Origin of the sequence: Microvirga alba (genome assembly GCF_015694465.1) — a bacterium.
In the GTDB taxonomy this organism is placed as follows: Bacteria; Pseudomonadota; Alphaproteobacteria; order Rhizobiales; family Beijerinckiaceae; genus Microvirga; species Microvirga alba.
On sequence record NZ_JADQDO010000002.1, the window covers coordinates 263,932 to 283,692 of the forward strand.

Annotated in this window: 14 protein-coding genes; 6 read left to right on the top strand and 8 right to left on the bottom strand. The window is 63.4% G+C overall.

From position 1 onward, the window contains the following. Nucleotides 1-10: 10 nt before the first annotated feature. The gene (locus I2H38_RS05580) at nt 11-1,147 is read right to left on the bottom strand and encodes a 2OG-Fe(II) oxygenase (protein WP_196270837.1); all 1,137 of its coding nucleotides are present in this window, start codon (nt 1,145-1,147) and stop codon (nt 11-13) included. Nucleotides 1,148-1,210: 63 nt separating this feature from the next. Continuing rightward, nucleotides 1,211-2,113, bottom strand: coding sequence for a DMT family transporter (locus I2H38_RS05585; protein WP_196270838.1), 903 nt, complete (start codon nt 2,111-2,113; stop codon nt 1,211-1,213). 188 nt (nt 2,114-2,301) lie between these two features. Between I2H38_RS05585 and I2H38_RS05590 the strand changes: the two genes are divergently transcribed. The 4 genes from I2H38_RS05590 to I2H38_RS05605 all read left to right on the top strand — a co-directional run bounded on the left by I2H38_RS05590 (nt 2,302) and on the right by I2H38_RS05605 (nt 6,913). Continuing rightward, complete coding sequence (locus tag I2H38_RS05590; RefSeq protein ID WP_196270839.1) at nt 2,302-3,582, top strand: D-alanyl-D-alanine carboxypeptidase family protein; 1,281 nt, start codon at nt 2,302-2,304, stop codon at nt 3,580-3,582. Between the two features lie 119 nt (nt 3,583-3,701). Next, on the top strand, nt 3,702-4,610 hold the full coding sequence (locus I2H38_RS05595; protein WP_196270840.1) for an EamA family transporter: 909 nt from the start codon (nt 3,702-3,704) through the stop codon (nt 4,608-4,610). A gap of 3 nt (nt 4,611-4,613) precedes the next feature. Further along, complete coding sequence (locus I2H38_RS05600; protein ID WP_196270841.1) at nt 4,614-5,768, top strand: CobW family GTP-binding protein; 1,155 nt, start codon at nt 4,614-4,616, stop codon at nt 5,766-5,768. A gap of 125 nt (nt 5,769-5,893) precedes the next feature. Then, on the top strand, nt 5,894-6,913 hold the full coding sequence (locus I2H38_RS05605) for a hypothetical protein (RefSeq protein WP_196270842.1): 1,020 nt from the start codon (nt 5,894-5,896) through the stop codon (nt 6,911-6,913). Between the two features lie 84 nt (nt 6,914-6,997). Here the strand turns inward: I2H38_RS05605 and I2H38_RS05610 are convergent, their stop codons facing one another. The 5 genes from I2H38_RS05610 to I2H38_RS05630 form a co-directional block, all read right to left on the bottom strand. Next, entirely contained in the window at nt 6,998-11,020 is a 4,023-nt protein-coding gene (locus I2H38_RS05610) for a Pls/PosA family non-ribosomal peptide synthetase (protein WP_196270843.1), read from the bottom strand. Then, nucleotides 11,020-11,808, bottom strand: a complete 789-nt coding sequence (locus I2H38_RS21355; protein WP_196270844.1) for a 4'-phosphopantetheinyl transferase family protein — start codon at nt 11,806-11,808, stop codon at nt 11,020-11,022. Before I2H38_RS21355 ends, I2H38_RS05610 begins: the two co-directional genes overlap by 1 nt. 199 nt (nt 11,809-12,007) lie before the next feature. Further along, entirely contained in the window at nt 12,008-12,778 is a 771-nt protein-coding gene (locus I2H38_RS05620) for an ABC transporter permease (protein ID WP_196270845.1), read from the bottom strand. A gap of 8 nt (nt 12,779-12,786) precedes the next feature. Further along, nucleotides 12,787-13,578, bottom strand: coding sequence for an ABC transporter ATP-binding protein (locus I2H38_RS05625; RefSeq protein ID WP_196270846.1), 792 nt, complete (start codon nt 13,576-13,578; stop codon nt 12,787-12,789). 60 nt (nt 13,579-13,638) lie between these two features. Then, a complete protein-coding gene (locus I2H38_RS05630) occupies nt 13,639-14,679 on the bottom strand; it encodes an ABC transporter substrate-binding protein (protein WP_196270847.1) in 1,041 nt (346 codons plus the stop codon). A 310-nt stretch (nt 14,680-14,989) separates the two neighbouring features. Between I2H38_RS05630 and I2H38_RS05635 the strand changes: the two genes are divergently transcribed. After that, nucleotides 14,990-15,985, top strand: coding sequence for a TerC family protein (locus tag I2H38_RS05635; protein WP_196270848.1), 996 nt, complete (start codon nt 14,990-14,992; stop codon nt 15,983-15,985). A 103-nt stretch (nt 15,986-16,088) separates the two neighbouring features. Here the strand turns inward: I2H38_RS05635 and I2H38_RS05640 are convergent, their stop codons facing one another. Next, complete coding sequence (locus I2H38_RS05640) at nt 16,089-16,550, bottom strand: Lrp/AsnC ligand binding domain-containing protein (protein ID WP_196270849.1); 462 nt, start codon at nt 16,548-16,550, stop codon at nt 16,089-16,091. A gap of 119 nt (nt 16,551-16,669) precedes the next feature. Here I2H38_RS05640 and putA point away from each other — a divergent pair, with 119 nt between their 5' ends. Further along, the gene (gene putA, locus I2H38_RS05645) at nt 16,670-19,759 is read left to right on the top strand and encodes a bifunctional proline dehydrogenase/L-glutamate gamma-semialdehyde dehydrogenase PutA (RefSeq protein ID WP_196271325.1); all 3,090 of its coding nucleotides are present in this window, start codon (nt 16,670-16,672) and stop codon (nt 19,757-19,759) included. Nucleotides 19,760-19,761: the final 2 nt, after the last annotated feature.

Consider the following 19,761-nt stretch of genomic DNA (forward strand, 5'->3'; position numbering starts at 1 on the left):
GCGAGCAATCTCAGGCCTGGTAAGCCTCGACGCCTTCGCCGAGATGCGCGTTGTTCCGCTCGCGGATGCGGGCAGCCTCATCGTCATAGATGAACGGCAGGAATGCGAAACGGCGGCCGGATGTGACTTTCGACACCGCATGAAGCAGAGAGCATGAGAACACGACGGCGCCGCCCGGCGGCGCTTTGTAGCCGCGTGACCCGTATTCCGGGAAGCTGACTTCCCCGCCCTCGAAATCGCCGTTGAGGTTGATGGAAACCGCGAATCGCCGGTGCGCCGTGCCCATGGTGGTGTTGTCGCGATGCGGACGGAAATGAGCGCCATCCTCCGCCGCGTAGCAGGAGACGATGTAGCGCTCCATGCGGGTCGGCTTGAAGAAGTGGATCTTCTGAACTTCAGGGTTGATGCGGCGGATCACGCGTGCCTGAAGCTGCCGGATGAGGGCATCATCCGTGATCGTAAAATCCTTGCGGCGCTTGTAGTGGAAATCGTGGACCGGCACGGTCTTCCCGTCGATCTCGCGCATATAGCCTGATTCTTCGCCGCCATGCTGCTCGTAAAGGCTGATCAGATGTTGGCAGAAGGTCGGTTCGAACACGTCGGGAATGATGAGGACCGGCGCCTGAATCTCGAATCCTGCGAAGCGATCGACCGGCGGGAGGTTCTTCAGATAGGCCATGACCTCTTCGTGGCCGTCCTGCTTGAAGGGGAATACGGCACGAACCCTCATGGTCGGGTTCAGCACCACCCAGAAACGGCGCATCGCAACAGGACTTTGGGGATCGAACGCCCCATCTTGCGCCAAAGCCCCGTACAGGCGGCTGACCTTGCCATCGAAATCCTGAAAATGCCGGATGCCCGGAATGCTGTCGCGCACCCGCTCCTCCGATAAATCGCCCGGATCGATGCTGACCCCGAAAAAGGCAATCTTGTCATCGTCGAAGAGGCTGCGGTTGGCCTGAACCAATTGCTGAACCGCTCCGCCGGCCCCGTCAGACGCCGTTCCATAAAAGCACAGCACCAGGTAGCGCCCGGCAACCGTGTCGAAACTATAGCTCGGATTTCCCCCGCAGACCTGTCGGAACCAGGGGGCCGGATCGCCGATAAGAAGTGTTTTAAAAGGTCGCGGCGCAGCCTCAGGTGTCATCGAATCCCCCATTTACGTTAGGTTATTATATTTTATCTAGCCGCCGGGAGCTGAACCTGCAAGTCAGCTCTGGGCGAGCAAGAGCAGCGCCACCCCGCCCACGATCAGGACCATGCCGATAATCTCGCGGCGGCTTGTGGCCTGGGACAGGAACCGGTGCGACACCGCCTGCGCCATCAGCACCTCAACGAGTGCAAGCGTGCGCACATTCGCCGCCGTCGTCAGCGCGAATCCGAGGAACCAGAATTGGGAGGCGAGCGCGCCCAGAAATCCGGCGCCGAGGGAGGGACGCCAGGCGGCAAAGCTCGCCGTCAGGGCCTTGCGGTCGAAAAGGCCGAGCCAGATGAGCAGAATGGCCGTTTGCAGCCCAAGCCCCCAGACCAGCGTCGTTGTCGCCCGAATCAGCGACGAGCCTTCGCCAAGCGAAAGGATTGCCCCACGAAAGCCGATGGCGGCCAGCGCGAAGAACGCGCCCGACACGACGCCGGACAAAACCGGCCTCAACCCGGATGAGGTCAAGCTCGCTCCCGGCTTCACCGACATGACGATCACGCCCAAGGTCGCGATCAGAATCGCCAGGGCGATCACCGGCGTCAGTTGGTCTCCAAGAAGGACGAGCCCGAACAGGGCCACCTGCACCGGCTCGGTCTTCGTATAGGCCGTCACGACCGAGAAGGCGCGCTCGCGCATCGCCGAGAGCATGAGTGCCGTGGCCATGATCTGGGACATCGCTCCAGCCAACACATAGAGAAAAAAAGTCCCATTGGGCAGCGGCACAGCCTCGGACGTCGCCAGGCGCACGACCGCCAAAGCAATGAGGGCAAAGGGAAACCCGTAAAGAAAACGGACCTGCGTCGCACCCACGGTCCCGATCTTTTCCGTCAACCGGCGCTGGGTGGCGTTGCGGCCCGTTTGAGCCGCGGCTGCGGCCAGGGTTACCGGGATCCAGAGAAGAGAGAGATTCATGCGTTGACCTTCAAACCGCGCCGCTCTTGCCACGCTCTTGCCATGGAATCTTTTAGAAAGAGTGCAGCTACGGGCGATAAAACCGCCCTGGCCTAGCCAAGACAGGGGTTCGAGGCTTAAACTGACCCTGCTGCCATAAGCGGGGCCGCCCCAATGTCCACCCCATCGTCTGTATGGATTCGATCCGCATGAACGCAAGCCGCGCCCTCCGCATGACGGCCTTCGCCATTGCCGCCCTCGTCAGCGGAACGGCTCTGGCCAGCAATCCGACCCTCGTCGTCGAGGTCGAATCCGGGCGCGTCCTCCACGCCGAACGGGCGACGGATCCCTGGTTCCCCGCTTCCATCACCAAGCTCATGACGACCTACGTGGCGCTCCATAAGGTCCGCGCGGGCGAGATGAAGATGGACACGCTTCTCACCGTCTCTGAGGACGCGGCGGCCTTGCCCCCTTCCAAGATGGGCTTCAAGCCGGGCACGCAGATCCGCTTGGACAATGCGCTTAAAGTCCTCATGGTGAAGTCGGCCAATGACGTCGCGGCCACCATCGCCGACAATATCGGCGGCTCGATCGAGGGATTTGCCGACATCATGAATGCCGAAGCCCGGCGGCTCGGCATGACCGACAGCCACTTCGCCAACCCCCACGGGCTTCCCGACGAGCGCAACCAGACCACCGCCCGTGACATGGCGATCCTCGCCCGCGCGCTTCTGCTCGAATTTCCCGATGAGCAGGATCTGTTCCATATCGGCGCCATCCAGTTCGGCCGCCGGATCATGCGCAACACCAATGGTCTCATCGGCCGCTATCCCGGCGCGGACGGCATGAAGACCGGCTTCATCTGCTCCGCCGGTTTCAACGTGGTGGCGAGCGCCACCCGCAACGGACGCCATCTCATCACCGTCGTCCTCGGCGCTCCCTCGGCGAACGAGCGCACGATGGCAGCCGCCGAGCTGTTTGATCGCGGCTTCAACAGCACGCCCAACTTCACCAATCCGTTGCTGACGGCCCTGCCCGCCTCGGCGGTCCATACCCCGCCGGACATGCGTGCCGTCATCTGCGACCGGCGTGGCCCGATGCCGAAGGAAGAGGACAGCCCCACGGTTGCCGCAACCGGCGATGAAGCCGGGTCGCCCAATCTGTTTTCCTCGGGCGTGATGGCCTTTGCCGGGGGCACTCCCCAGCCCCTCCGCACGACGCTTGCTCCCCGCGCCGATGTCGAGCCGGAACGGATCTGGGTCGGACTGAACCCGCCGTCCCAAGCCGAACTCGCCAGACAGGCGGCGGAAGAAGATGCCGCCGACCGGGCGCGCAAGGCCAAGAGCAAGAAGAAGCTCGCTCACACCCCTCCTGCGAAAGCATTGAAGAAGGATGCCGGCCGAAACACCTTGAGCCTGACGCCCGTGACCAAGGTATCTCCCAAGGCTGGCGCCAAAACGGCGGACAAGACGAAAACCATCAGGAAGTGACCGGACGGGCCGGGAAGCGGCCCCAATCCTGACGGTGTTGGGGCGGGCTTCGGCGCTCGCGGCTCTTGCAATCGGGGGCGATCCGCGCGAACGGTGCTGATCCTATCGCGATTGCCGAGATGACCCAGACCTCCTCCCCCGCCAACGGAATGCTCTTCGCCCTCGGTTCGGCATCCCTCTACGGGCTCAACATCGTCTATGCCCGCATGGCCTCGTTTGCGGGCGCCAGCGGTTCGGCCATCGTGGTCTACCGGGTGCTGCTGATGCTGGTGCTCGTCGGCATCGCGGCGGCGGTGGCCCGGCGCTCTCTGGCCATGGCGCGGGAGGAGCGGGGCACCATGCTCGTGCTCGGCGTCTCCACGGCGCTTCTCGGCATCTGTTACCTCTCGGCGGTGGCCTTCATTCCGGTGACGGTCGCGGCGGTGGTGTTCTACACCTTTCCGATCCTCATTGTGCTGGCGAGCCCCTTCGTCGAGGGAACGCGGCTCACGCCGACGCTTCTTGGCGTCGCCGCCATGGCCTCGCTCGGCGTCGTGATGGTGGTGGGACCGGCCTTCGGCGGCCTCGACTGGCGCGGCCTGGCCCTCGCCTTCGCGGCCAGCGTCGCCACCGCGATCCAGTTCTTTGCCGGAGCGCGCTGCCGCAAGACCGGCGTCGTCGCCAAGATCTTCTGGATCCATCTTCTCGTGCTGCCGACCGCCACCCTGATCGGGCTCGCGGCAGGGCAACTCACGCCTCCTTCGGGCCTTGCGGTCGCGCCCTTCGCCGTCGCCATGACCATCGGCGGCTACATCTTCGGCTTCGTGCTGCAGTTTCTCGCGCTCGGGCGCATCACCGCCGTCGCGGCGGGGATCATCTACTGCACCGAGCCGGTGGTCGCCGCCCTTTCATCGGTCCTGCTCCTCGGCGAAACCGTCAACGCCATGCAAATCGCGGGCGGCGTCCTGGTGCTCGCGGCAATCGTCACCAATGTCTTGCTGGAGCAGCGCCGTCACAAAGACGCGCCGATGATTGCCATCGCGGATTGAACCATGACCGATACCAGACCGACCATGCTCCCCTCGCCCATTCCGCTGACCATCCTCACCGGATTTCTCGGGGCGGGAAAGACGACGCTGCTCAATCGGCTGCTTCAAGACCCCGCTTTGCACGACACCGTCGTCATCATCAACGAGTTCGGTGAGATCGGCCTCGATCACCTCCTCGTCGAGAAGGTCGATGAAGGCATGGTTCTTTTGTCGGCGGGCTGTCTTTGCTGCACGGTGCGCGGCGATCTCATCGCGACGCTCGAAGACCTTCTGCGAAAGCGCGACAACGGACGCATCACACCGTTCCGCCGGGTCATCATCGAGACCACGGGCCTGGCGGACCCCGCGCCCATTCTCCACGCGGTTCTCTATCACCCCTATCTCTCGATGCGTTACGCGGTCGAGGGAGTGGTGACCGTGATCGATGCGGTGAATGGATCGGCGACGCTCGACGCACATCGCGAAGCCGTCAAACAGGCCGCCGTCGCGGAGCGGATCGTGTTGACCAAGACGGATCTCGTCTCGGATCAATCGCGCCTCGCCACCTTGCGCGCCAGGCTGCGGGACCTCAATCCCGGCGCGTCGATTCTACCCGCAGATGCGGCGGCCGACACCATTGTCGCGGGCGGCCTCTTCGATCTCGAAGGCAAGATCGCCGACGTGAGCGAATGGCTGAAGGCAGAGGCGGTGGAGAAGGCAGAGCGCGAGAGCCACGCGCATCAGCACGGCCACCACCATCACGGCCACGGGCATGACGATCACGGCCATCATCATCACGACGTGAACCGGCACGATGAGCGCATCCGCGCCTTCTGCCTGACGAGCGATCAACCGATCCGCCAGGGCACGCTCGACATGTTCCTCGATCTCTTGCGTTCGTCGCAAGGAACAAAGCTCCTGCGCGTGAAGGGACTTGTCGCGCTGGCGGAAGACCCGGAGCATCCGGTGGTCATCCATGGCGTGCAGCATGTCATTCACGTCCCCGCCATTCTGCCGAAATGGCCGAGCGAGGACCGACGCAGCCGTCTCGTCTTCATCGTCGACGATCTCGACCGGAGCGTCGTCGAAAAACTCTGGAACGCTTTTCTCGGCAGGCCCGCCATCGACCAACCGGATGCGGCGGCTCTTTCGGACAACCCGCTCTCGTTGCGGCGCTAGCGTATTTTCCGCGGAAGTAGAAACCGTTTCCGCGCAAGAGAATGCCGATCCGGCGGGTTCCCAAGAAACCGATCAGGCGCTATTGAACGGAATGATATTTATATCGTTACCGGGATCGAGGAATCATGCGTCCGACACACCAGCTTCTTGCCGCAACCTGCCTTGCCGCTTTCATGCTTCCGCAAGCCTCCCACGCGGGGCCCGCCCAACGTCTTCTGAAGATCGACGTTCGTGTCGAGGGTGAGGAATCCTGGAAGGACGGAGGAAGCTCGGAAAAAGGAACGATCTCGGAGCGGTTCTATTTCGCCACGATCCTGCAGGCGAGCCCGGACCTCAACTCGATGAACCTGCTCGATCCGGAGTCGGTCAAGAAGACGCAGGCGAAGAGCGCTCAGGTTCAGGCCCGGGTGGCGCAGGTTCAGCAACGCCAGAAGGCGTTGGGATCCGCCGGCATGCCAAGCGCCGCCGCGCAGGAGCAGATGAACGCCGCCATCATGCAAGCCTATCAACGCTGCAAGGGTGACGAATCCTGCATCCGCGAGGCGGTGATGAAGGCTCAGCCGCAGCTCATGGCGCCGGCACAGGGAATCTCGGTGGCTCCGAACTCGTCCATGAACACCGGCGGCGACGAGCCTGACGAGAAGGAAATCTATCAGAACTGGCTCAGCTTCGATGGCTGCGTCGGCAAGACGGTCGCGTTCCGAAACGACGTCAGCGATGGCTCGATCAGCGATGTCGGCGGTGCGCGCCCCCGCCATCGCGAAATCAAGATCAATGCCGGCGGCGTCAAATCCGGGTTGTGCAACGCATACACGATGACCATCGTCGATACGGAAACGAAGAAGCTTTATCTGGAAAGTTTCGCCTTCCCCGGCGTCGAGACGAAAAGCGTCACGACCGGCTCCAGCGTCGGCAATGTTCCGATCCCGCAGGGCACAAGCACCGTGCCGGCCGATGTGCAGGCCTGGCTCAACAAGAACGTGCGCGGCATTCCGCTCTCGGGCTCGAAGACGGAAACCATCACCCTGCGCACCCCGATTATCGTCTCTCCGTGGAAGAATTATTCGGGCAAGGCGAGGATCACCATGACGTGGAGCTTTGTGGATTCCTGGACAGGCCCCGCAGAAAAGCTGCCGGAAAACTGATCCGGCGCTCCGGAACACTCCCGGAAAACAAGAATGGCGGGGACAAACCCCGCCATTGTCATGTGGAGAGCATGCGAGCGGCGCTTATGCCGGCATGAGTTCCTTAGGCTTCGCAACGACGGGAGAAGGCGCTCCCTGCGACCGCTCCTGGGCCGGTGAACCATACCAATCGCCGTGGGCGGGGATGGATTCGCCCTTCATCACGAGCGTCAGTGGGCCGAGCGTTGCGAACGCACCAAGCTCCGTATCGTAGAGAACCGTCGAGCCCGAGCCCACCGACACACCCGTTCCGACGTGGATGCGTCCCACCTTCATGAGGCGGTCCTCATAAAGATGGGTCTGCAGGCACGCATTGGTGTTGATCGCCGCATAATCGCCGATCGTCACGCAATCGAACTCCGTGATGTCGGTCGTATCCATGTAGACGCCCTTGCCGGTCTTGGTGCCGAACAACCGCAAGGCCCAGGGCAGGAACGGCGTGCCGCGGAAATGGTCGAGAATGGCCTTGCCGGCCATGCCCCAATACATGACCGCCACCGCCTCGGTGCGCAGCGCCCACCACGACCACATCGGCCGCATCGTGGGTTTGTAGATGCCCATGAGCAGCCATTTATAGGCAGCGGCCACGAGCAGCTGAATGACCGCGATCACGACGCTCGCGGCGACGCAGAGCGCGAGCGCTGTTCCCCAGCGGCCTTCCGTCACCGAGGACGCCAGGACCTCCATCGCCATCGTCGCGAAGGTGATGAAGAGCGCGGTCGGCAGAGTGATGTTGAAGCCTTCAAAGAGCGCGCGGCCCCATTTCAAGCGTTTGGGCGGCTCATAGGTATCCGTCACGGCGGTGTTGAAGCGCTGCCGAACGGGGAGTTGGATCGGCGGCGAGCCGAACCAGGTCTCGTCCACTCCGACCAGTCCGCCCTCCGGCGGCTTCGATTTGACGCCGATGAGCGCGCCGCTGGCGATGGCATAGCCCGGAGGCACGACCGCGTCGTTGCCGATGAACACCCGCGAGCCGGTCGTGACGGTCCCGAGCGTCATCCAGCCGCGCCGCATCTCCTCATCGCCCAACACGACGTCGTCGGCGATGAAGTTCTGATCGCCGAGATCGATCAGATCGAACCGGCCGGCGAGGTTGGTGGAAATCTCTGAGCCTTTGCCAATCTTGGCGCCCATGAGCCGATACCATGCCCGCATGTAAACGGTCGCGAACAGGGAGGAGAGCACTTCGAGCATGACTTCTGTCGACAGCCCGACGAGCCATTTGCGCGCATAAAGGCCGCTATGGACCGAATAGACGCCGGGGCGCAGGCGCGGCAGCACGATCCAGCGGATGGCGGCGATCAGCAGAACGGTCGCGAAGATCATCGTGGCCGCCGCGGGCAGCGCGATGATCGGCATGTAGTAGAGGTAGTTAAGATGGATGAACGGCTTGAGCGCCACGTGAATGACCCAGTCGATCTGCTCCATCAAATGGAAAGCCGGAACGATCGGGATCAGCGCGATTGGCGGCGCGAAGACCAGCATGGTGATGTAGAACGCGGCGAGCCATCCACGCTGCGCGCGGCCTGCTTCGGCGGGAGCCGGCAGGTGCGATGGATCGAGATCCGCCACCTTGACGGCAGGCGAGCCGCGCCAGGCTTCCCACGCGCCAATCTTCGCTCCGCTTGAGACCGCCGTCAGATCGGCCAGCTCCGCGCCCTCGCCGATAACGACATCGTTCTCGATGACGCAGGATGAACCGATGGAGACATCACGCCCGATGGTCACCGGTCCGATGATCAGTTCATTGCCGACGACGCGCGCATTGGAGATGGTCACCTTGCCGCCGACGCTCGCGTGATCGCCGATCTCGACAAGATCGACGGCATTCGCGTCGATCTCGGAGATCAGCGCATCCTTGCCGACCTTGGCGCCGAGCGCGCGCAAATAAATCCGAATCGCGGGAGAGCCCTGGAACCACTTCATGTGGACCAGGCTGAGGAACCGCTGCGTGAGCCAGAGGCGATAGTAGTAAACGCCCCAAAGCGGATAACGTCCCGGTTTGATGCGCCCGATGATCAGCCATTTGGCGGCAATCGCGATGAAGGTGGTCGCGACATTGACGGCGAGGTAGGCCGCGAAGATCACGCCCATATCGCGAGCAATCGAGGCATCGTCGCCGGTGATCAGCGTGTAGCCGATGAAGATGCAGAGCCACGGCGCCGACATCAATGTCAGGATGAACGGCAAGGCGGCTGCCTGCGCGAGGCCGCACAGCGCGCGGCGCAGGAGCGGCGGCGGAGTAAAGGCCGGCTCGGGCAAGGCGTCGGAATCGGGCCGCATGCGTTCATCGAGCCGGGCGGCGATCGCCCGTAAGGAGCGGCCGGTATAAATATCCTGCAGCGTGATGTTCGAAAACCGTGCCGATTCACGCACGACCGACACGAACCGAGCCGCCAGCAGCGAGTGGCCGCCGAGGTCGAGAAAGAAGTCGGCGGTAAGCGGCACGACCTGATCGGGGAAGACGCGTTTCGCGGCCGCAAGCAACGCAGCCTCCGTCGCGGTCTCCGGCTCGTCCTGTTCGAGCGCGAGGCTCGCGGATGTCAGCGGCTGGATCTTCAGGGCCTTGCGGTCGATCTTGCCGGACGCGGCGAGGCGCGGAAACTCGGCGACGACCTCGAAATGCCCCGGCACCATATAAACGGGAAGCCGCTCGCGCAGCAGCAGACGGAGCTGGACGACATCGGGCTCGATTCCTCCGCGCGGCATCAGAAACGCGACGAGCCGATCGAGCCCGTCATCCTGGCGCAACACGACAGCGGCCTGCTCGATGCCGGGGAGGCTCGCGAGGACCGCCTCGATTTCGCCGGGCTCGACCCGGAAGCCGCGAATCTTGACCTGATCGTCGATACGGCCCTGAAACGCGATGCGGCCCGTCTCGTCGATCATCACCGCATCGCCGGAGCGATAGAGCACCGGATCGGATCCATCCGAGCCGAACGGATTGGAGATGAATTTTTCAGCCGTCAGATCGGGGCGGCCGAGATAACCGGCCGCGATGCCCGGTCCGCCGATCAAAAGCTCGCCTTGCACGCCACGAGGGACAAGATTCATCGCCTCATCGACAACGTAGCAGGAGTAGTTGGCAATCGGCGTGCCGATCGTGACCGCATCGCCGGGCGCCAACTCCGCCGCGCAGGCGACGACCGTCGCCTCGGTCGGGCCATAGCTGTTGAAGACCCGGCGGCCATTCTCGACGAAGCGCGCCGCGAGCGCCGGCGGGCAGGCTTCACCACCGAGAATGACGAGACGAAGCGAGGGCACCTCGTCGCCGATCATGGCGAGCAGGGTCGGAACGGTGTCGATAACCGTCACGCCGGCATCGCGCATGCCCCGCGCCAGTGCCTCGGTGTCGGTGAGAAGCTCCTGTCGGGCGACCCATAGGCTCGCTCCCGCGAGATACGGAACCCAGATTTCTTCCATCGACAGGTCGAAGGCGGCGGAACAGCCTTGCAGAACCACGTCGTCGGCATGAATGCCGTAGAGGTCGTTGGACGACCGCAGATAGTGGCAGATGTTCCGATGGGTGATGAGGATGCCTTTCGGCATCCCCGTCGAACCGGAGGTATAGATCACATAGGCCGGATGATCCGGGGTGAGACCGCGACTGCGGGCATCGCTGAACGTGCCCGCGCCTCCTTGGGCGAGGGAACCCGGCGTATGGACCGGCACGCCCGCTCCGGCCGCGCGGCTGTCCCAGCCATCCGCGACGAGAATGCCCTTGGCTTTGGAATCGCTCAGGCACACGGCAATGCGGTCGAGCGGAGCCTCGGAATCGAAGGGAAGCCAGGCGGCGCCCGCTTTCGCGACGGCGATCTGCGCAACCAGAAGATCCGAACCGCGCGGCAGCCAAAGGCCAACCACATCGCCTGGGCCTACGCCTTGCGCGACGAGGCCCTCGGCCATCGCCGTGGCAACACGATCCACCTCGCTATAGGTGAGACGAATTTCCCCGTCGACGATGGCGGCTTTATGCGGATTGCTCCGCGCCGTCGTCTCGAAAATCTCCGACAGCGTCTCGTCGCGAAGAAAATCGGTGCGGTTCAGACCGCGGAGGGGGTTGAACATCAGGGCCACATTCTGGCGGAGAGCGACGAATCGCGGAAAATGGGTTGCGGCGCAGGCTTGGGAACCCGCTCGGCGGTGAACGCACAAAAGGACGGAAGAGGCAAGTCTTTCACGACAACAGCGGCCTGTGCGGTCACAGCCCGCTCATATGTCGCCAACGTCGCCACATAGTCATCGTGCATCACGATCAGATGAACAAAAATGTCCGGCAGCGGCGCTTTTGCCGCACGCGCGGGGCGGACCCGGAATCCGCCGCCCCATTGCCGCGTCACGGCGAGATGGCGCGGATCGACCATTACCTCTCCGGTGAGCTTCAGCGCCGCCTCCTTGATAGACCACAGGATGGTCTCGGCGTGCTCCCGTATCTCGGAGAGACTTGCGAGGAGCCCCTCGTCTTCATCCGCCAAGGCAGCCGACAAGGAACCGGCCCCGTCCGAGGGGGCCGCAAGCCGCTCGATGTCGAGGCCGACGTCGAATGTCCGCGAGACGGCAACCAGGGTCATGTCACCCGCATGGCTCAAATTGAAGAACGGCCCGCCGGGGACGAAGGGCTTGCCCGCGGGTGTCGTCTCCAACCGGATCTCTTCGGGCGGGAACCCGCATTCCTCCGCCATGGCGAGTCGAAGGCCGCCGTGGCCGATGCGATACGCAAGACGGTCCGATTCACGTCTCAGGCGAGCGGCATGGCGTCGCTCCGCGCCGCCGGCGGTTCTCTCGAAAACGTCGAGGCAGCCGGAAAGCAAAATATCGGCCGATCGACGGCGATCGATTGCGTAGAGCGAGATCACGAGCAGAACTCCGCTCCCATGACACGAATTTCAGCGGAACCTTAAGCCGGCCCATATGAAGCGGCTATGAACGCCGTTAACCTCGCCGATCCGAATGGTCGCTATTTCTGAGGGAATCCCGAGGTCACTGCGACCAAATGGCCCCAGAATTCGCCGTGCCCGGCGGGCATCCAGGTGTCAGGTGAAATGGCGGCAGCCCTTATGCCGCCGCCATGTCGGAGCGCTGCGCCCAGCCGGTCATCGAGCGCTCGATGAGGGCGGTAATGACGTACATCACGACCCCGAGCACGGCCAGAACCACCAGGGCCGCCCAGACAAGGGGTACCTCGAAAGCGGCCGACGCCCGGGTCAGCAGGTTGCCGATGCCCACATTCGACGCGTTCTGCTCTCCGATCACCGAGCCGACATAGGCAAGCGTGATCGCCACTTTCAGCGAGCCGAAGAAATAGGGCATCGCCCGCGGCACCCCGACCTTGAACACGATGTCGCGTTTGGAGGCGCCGAGCGCGCGTAGGACGTCCTCCATCTCCGGCTCGACCGTCGCGATGCCGGTCGCGACATTCACCACGATGGGGAAGAACGAGATCAGGAAGGCCGTCATCACCGGCGGCACCCAGCCGACGCCGAACCAGAAGACGAGGATCGGCACAACCGCAACCTTCGGGATGGAATTGAATCCGACAAGAAGCGGATAGGTGCCCGCATTGATGAGCCGCGACGCGCCGAGCGCCATGCCGAGCAGTAGCCCAAATGCGACGGCGATGCCGAAACCCGCCAGCGTCATCCAGAGCGTGTGCATTGCGTGAAAGGCGAGCTGATTGCGGTACTCCCAAATCGCCTGCGCGATGGTGGATGGGGCGGGCAGAACGAAGGTTGAGACCTTCAAGACGCGGCAGATGATCTCCCAGGCCAGGAAGAAGCCAAGCGTGAAAATCCAGGGCGCGAGGTGCAAGTGGCGCTTTGTTGTCATGAACGATCTCACGCCGCCGCCCGCGCCTGCGCGATGTGACCGCGCAGTTCTTGAACGAGAGAGGCAAAGGGGGCGCTATAGGTGATTTCGAGATCGCGGGGCCGGGGGAATTCCACTTCGCGCTCGGCGACGATGCGGCCGGGTCGCGCGCTCATGCAGAAAATACGATCGGCGAGAAAGGCCGCCTCGCGCAGGTCATGCGTCACGAGGATAATTGTAACCTTTTGCGCCGCATGAAGGTCGCGCATGACGCACCACAATTCCTCGCGGGTGAAGGTGTCGAGCGCGCCGAAAGGCTCGTCGAGCATCAGAAGCTTCGGCTCGTGGATCAGCGCTCGGCAGAGAGACGCGCGCTGCTGCATGCCGCCGGACAATTGCCACGGGAATTTGTGCCCCTGCCCTTTCAGCCCGACCTGGGCGAGCAGGCATTCCGCCTTGGCGACATACTCGGCCTTGTGTTTACGCAGGCGCGAGCGATGCGGCTCGACGATTTCGAGCGGCAGGAGGATGTTGTCGAGCGTCGTGCGCCACGGCAGCATGGTCGGATTCTGGAACGCCATGCCCGCCAATTTAACGGGTGCGCCAACCTCCCTTCCGCCGACGATCACCGTGCCCTCACGCGGAAACTGCAATCCCGTCGCGAGTTTCATCAGCGTAGACTTGCCGCATCCCGAGGGGCCGACGATGGCGGCGAACTCGTCCTCACGCACGGTTAGATTGAGATTCTGCACGGCAGGCGCGCCGTCTTCCGCCCGCGCATAGACGTGGGTGACGTCCTGAATATCGACGAAGGTTGTCATGAAGGAACTCGTCCGGAAAAGAAAAAGGCCCGGCCGCTTTCGCGATCAGGCCTTCAGGGCTCAGTTCACTTTTCGCTGGTCGGACGCGGGGAGGAATTCCTCCGCGAAGACATCCTCGACCTTCGGCTTCGTCTTGTAGGTGAAGGTCAGGCCAATCTGGTCGAGCGCCCTGGCGAAGCGGTCCTTGTCGATGCCGCCAAAACCGTTCGCCTTGATCCAGGGAGTGAGCATGTTCTGATCGAGCACCATCTTCAGGCGCTCGAGCTCGACATCCTTCTTCGCCACGTCATTGCGCTTGATGACGGAATCGACCGCGCTCGCCGGGTCCTTCACCGTGTCGCGCACACCCTTCATGATCGCGCGCAAAAGCCCCTTCACCGCCTCGGGCTTCTCCTTGGCGAACTTCTCGGAGACGATGATCGTGTTGCCGTAAAGATCGACGCCATGATCGCTCATGAGTAGGACGACGATGTCCTCCTCCGGAACGCCGCGAGACTTGAGGTTGATATAGGAGGACATGGAGAAGCCGAAGACCGCATCGACCTCGCCTTGCGCCAGCATCGGCTCGCGAACGGGAAAGCCGACATTCTCGAACTTCATGCTGGAATCGTCGATCTTGTTGACCGACCTGAAGATCGGCCATTGCGCATAGGCCCCATCAGCGACGGGCGCGCCGAACTTCTTGCCCTGCAGGCTCGACACATCCTTCGTGATGCCACGGCTTTTCCGCCCGATGATCGCAAAAGGCGGGCGGTCATACATGACCATCACCGCCTTGATGTCGGTGCCGGGGTTCTCGTCACGGAAGCGGACAAGTGAGTTCACGTCGCCGAAGCCGGCATCGTAGGAACCTGAGGCGACCCGCGAGATCGGCTCGCGCGAGCCCGCCGCCGGATCGATCGTCACGTCGAGGCCCTCGGCCTTGAAGTAACCCTTGTCGAGCGCAACCGCGAAAGGCGCGGCCGGCCCCTCCCAGCGCCAATCCAGGCTGAACCGCACCGGCGTCTGCGCTTGCGCGGCACCGAGACCGAGAAAAACAGCTGCCCCGGCAACCATCCCCCTGGTCCACCATCCCGCTCGTGTCGAACGATTGGAAATCATCACCGTCACCTCTGTTTTTGTCGCCCCGTGCCCTTGGAGAGCCGGGACCTACAGGCCTCTTGGCAATCTGCGTGCCATTTCTTCTGAAACCCTGTTCATGCAAGCAGAACGGCGCGCGACGTCAAGCCCCTTTGCCGTTTCAACCGGCAGGTGCCCTCAAATGGGGCAGACGATCTCCGTAGCGGAAGCCCTTGACGGCGAAGAACCGCGTTCCCACGTAAGCTTGGTCGGTGACCGGGCCCCTCTGGCGGGCGCAGAATTGCGCGCGTGATGTCGGAACCGACAGATTTCAACATTAATGGGTTCGGTCATGCTCGAAGTCCTGCTGTTCAGCTGGCTCGGCAAGCCTCTTTGGATGTGGCTTGCCTTTCTGGTTATCGTCGTTTCTCTTCTCGCCCTCGATCTTGGCGTGCTCAATCGCAAAGACCATGAGATCGGTGTGCGCGAGAGCCTCTTCACGAGTGCCTTTTATATCGGGCTTGGCCTGCTCTTCGGTGCCTGGGTCTGGTGGCAACTCGGCCCTGAATCCGGCATCAACTATCTGACAGGCTTCGCCTTGGAAAAGGCGCTCGCGATGGACAACGTGTTCGTCATCGCGATGATCTTCAGCTTCTTCGCGGTGCCGCGCGTCTACCAGCACCGGGTTCTGTTCTGGGGCATCTTCGGCGTCATCGTGCTGCGCGCGCTGATGATCGGATTCGGCGCGGCCGCCATCGCGCAATTTTCCTGGATTCTCTACGTCTTTGCGTTGTTCCTGATCGCAACCGGCGTGAAGATGCTCGTCTTCGCGGACCAGACGCACGACATCGCGCAGAACCCCGTTCTGCGCTTCATGCGTCGCCGGTTCAACGTGACCGACCAGATGCACGGTCACGATTTTTTCGTGAAGCTGCCCCACCCGAAAAGCGGCGGGCTTGTCTGGTTCATGACGCCGCTGTTCCTGGCGCTCGCGCTCATCGAGATCGCGGACGTTGTTTTCGCGGTCGACTCGGTGCCGGCGATTTTCGCCATCACGACCGACCCGTTCATCGTCTACACGTCGAACATCTTCGCGATCCTGGGATTGCGCGCGCTCTACTTCGCGCTCGCCGCCATGGTGCACCGCTTCGATTACCTCAAATATGCCCTGGCGGTGGTGCTGATCTTCATCGGCGCGAAGATCTTCATCGCCGACGCGTTCGACCTGGCGAAAATTCCTCCGGCCATCTCGCTCGGCGTCACCTTCGGCATTCTCGCCGCAGGCGTTGGCTGGAGTCTCTGGAAGACGAAGGGCGAAGGGCCCGAAGCGAAGCAGGTCACCGGATAAGAGAACTGCGCGTCATCCCCCGGGCTTGTCCCGGGGATCCACGCCTTCTACCCGCTCAACGACGTGGATGGCCGGATCACGTCCGGCCATGACGATGGTGCCGTTAGACCGGCAACATCCCGTCGCTCTTCACTTCTTCCATCACCGCATAGGTGCGGGTTTCCTTCACGCCCGGAAGGGCGAGGAGGATCTCCCCGAGGAAATGGCGATAGGCGGCCATGTCGGCGACACGGGTCTTGACCAGATAGTCGAACCCGCCCGCGACCATGTGGCATTCGAGCACCTCCGGCGCGCGCCGAACGGCTTCGGCGAATTTCTCGAAGACGTCCGGCGTCGTCTTGTCGAGCGACACCTCCACGAAGACGAGCAATTCGAGGCCGAGCCGGTGCGGATCGAGCCGCGCCCCAAAGCCCGCGATGTAGCCCTCCCGCTGCAATCGCTTCATGCGCTCGCTGGTCGAGGTCGGCGAGAGACCCACCTTCTCGGCCAGATCCACGGTGGCGATGCGGCCATCGTTCTGGAGGCATTTCAGGATCTTGCGATCGATCCGGTCAATTTCCGTCATTATCGCGGCCCTATGGCTATCTAACCTCTGTTCTTACGGCAAAGCGGCTAATATTGCCATCGAAACGCGGCTCCCGGCCTCTTATATTCCACAAAACACCGGAGGACGCCGTGACCCTGATCTCAACCGCTACCCAGCCTTTCAACCCACCTTACGCGGAAGACGACAAAGTCGTCGCCGCGCGCCTGTTGGCGGATGCCCGGCTCTCGCCCGAGCGGGAACGGCAGGTGGACAGGCGGGCGCGGCGGTTGATCGAGGCGATCCGCGAAAAGAGCGGCGGCCTGGGCGGCGTCGAGGAGATGCTGCGGGAATACGCGCTCTCGACCAAGGAGGGCCTGGCCCTGATGGTGCTGGCGGAGGCCCTGCTGCGGGTGCCCGATGCGGCCACCGCCGACAAACTGATCGAAGACAAGCTCGGCCAGGCCGATTTCGCCGGGCATGAATCGAAATCCGACGCCTTTCTTGTGTCCGCCTCGGCCTGGGCGCTCGGCATCACCGCCCGCATCATCCAGCCCGGCGAGACGCCGGAAGGCATCTTGCGCCAGCTCACCAAGCGCCTCGGGCTGCCTGCCGTGCGCACGGCGACGCGCCAGGCCATGCGCGTGATGGGCAATCATTTCGTGCTCGGCCAGACCATCGAAGAAGCATTGAAGCGCGCAAGCTCCAGCAAGGGCCGGCTCTATCGCTATTCCTTCGACATGCTCGGCGAAGGCGCCCGCACGGCGGACGATGCGCGCCGCTATTTCGATTCTTATGCGTCGGCCATCGAGGCCATCGGCCAATCAGCCGGCAATGAACCCTTGCCGAACCGCCCCGGCATCTCGGTGAAGCTCTCCGCGCTCCACCCGCGCTATGAGGCCACGAGCCGCGAGCGGGTGATGCGCGAGCTCGTGCCCGCCGTGATCGAGCTGGCGCAGAAGGCCAAGTCCTACGATCTCAACTTCACCATCGACGCGGAAGAGGCGGACCGTCTCGAATTGTCCCTTGAGGTGATCGAGGCGGTGCTCGCTGATCCGTCGCTTGCGGGCTGGAGCGGATTCGGCCTCGCCATCCAAGGCTATCAGAAGCGCGCGGGCGCGGTGATCGATGCGATTGCCGCCATGGCCGAACGCCACGACCGACGCATGATGGTGCGCCTCGTCAAGGGCGCTTACTGGGACACGGAAGTGAAGCGCGCGCAGGAGCGCGGGCTCGACGATTATCCCGTCTTCACCCGCAAGGCGATGACCGATCTCAACTACGTCGCCTGCGCCGAGAAGCTTCTAAGCTTGCGCCCGCGCATTTATCCGCAATTCGCGACTCACAATGCGCTCACGGTCGCGTCGATCATCGAGCGCGCGGGCGGTCGCGAGGGCTACGAGTTCCAGCGTCTGCATGGCATGGGCGAAGCGCTCTATGCGCGCCTGCTCGAGGATGAGCCCGGTCTCGCCTGCCGCGCCTATGCGCCGGTCGGCGGGCATCGCGATCTTTTGGCTTATCTGGTGCGACGCCTGTTGGAGAACGGTGCGAATTCCTCGTTCGTGTCGGTCGCGGCGGACCCCGAGGTTCCGATCGAGGCGCTTCTGAAGCGCCCCGCCGACATCATCGTTTCCGCCGATCACGCGCGGCATCCCAAGCTGCCGCTGCCCCGCGATCTCTTCGGAAAGGAGCGGTCCAATTCCGACGGCGTCGAGTTCGGCAACAGCGACGCGCTTGATTCGCTTCTCGCCGAAATCGTTCAGGGCGCGCGCCAGACCTACAAGGCCGAGCCTCTGATCGACGGCAAGCCCGCCTCCGGCGAAACGCGCCCGGTGGTGAGCCCCATCGATGGCACCACCGTCGCGGGTCAGGTGACCGAGGCCTCGGCCGATATGGCCGACCGCGCCATCATGGCCGCCCGAGCTGGTTTCGCAGGCTGGAGTGGCACCGACGCGCAGGTCCGCGCCGCCGCCCTGGAGCGCGCGGCGGATTTGTTGGAAGCGCGCCGCGGCGCGTTCCTGCATCTGCTGCAGACGGAAGCGGGCAAGACCCTCGACGACGCCATGTCGGAGGTGCGTGAGGCGGTCGATTTCTGCCGCTACTACGCCGCGCAAGGTCGCAAGCTCTTCGGCTCGGACGAAGCGATGCCCGGCCCGACCGGCGAGAGCAACGCTCTGCGCATGCGCGGGCGTGGCGTGTTCATAGCCATCTCGCCCTGGAATTTCCCGCTCGCGATCTTCCTTGGTCAGGTTTCAGCGGCTCTCATGGCGGGCAATACCGTCGTCGCGAAACCCGCCGAGCAGACGCCGCTGATCGCGGCGCTCGCCGTGCGCGCCCTGCATGAGGCAGGCGTCCCGACTTCTGCCCTGCAATTTGCTCCCGGCGATGGCCGCGTCGGCGCGCGGCTTGTCGAGAACAAGCATGTGGCGGGCGTCGTCTTCACCGGCTCGACGGAGGTCGCGCGCATCATCAATCGCACGCTCGCGGCGAAAGACGGACCCATCGTCCCGCTGATCGCGGAGACCGGCGGCATCAATGCCATGATCGTCGATGCAACCGCTCTGCCTGAGCAGGTGGCCGATGACGTGGTCATGTCCGCGTTCCGCTCTGCCGGTCAACGCTGCTCGGCCCTGCGCCTGCTCTGTGTGCAGGAGGATGTGGCCGACCGCATGATCGAGATGATCGCGGGCAACGCGCGCGAGCTGAAACTCGGCGACCCGCGCGAGATCTCGACCCATGTGGGTCCGGTGATCGACCGCGAGGCGAAAGACCGGCTCGACGCGCATGTGCGCGCCATGCGGACGTCCGCCAAGGTGCATTACGCGGGCGAAGCGCCGACGGCCGGCACCTATGTCGCGCCGCATATCTTCGAGCTCGATCAGCCGAAGGCTCTCACCGAAGAAGTCTTCGGCCCGATTCTCCATGTGGTGCGCTACAAAGCCGGTCGTCTCGATGACGTGATTGAGGCCATCGACGCCACCGGCTACGGCTTGACGCTGGGCGTTCATTCCCGCATCGACGCCACGGTGAACCACATCGTCGAGCGTCTGTCGGTCGGCAATGTCTATGTGAACCGCAACATGATTGGCGCGGTCGTCGGCGTGCAGCCCTTCGGCGGTCATGGCCTTTCCGGTACCGGGCCGAAGGCGGGCGGGCCGCATTACCTGCTGCGGTTCGCCACCGAGCAGACAGTGACGATCAACACGGCGGCGGCGGGCGGCAATGCCAACCTGATCGCGATGGGAGAATGAGG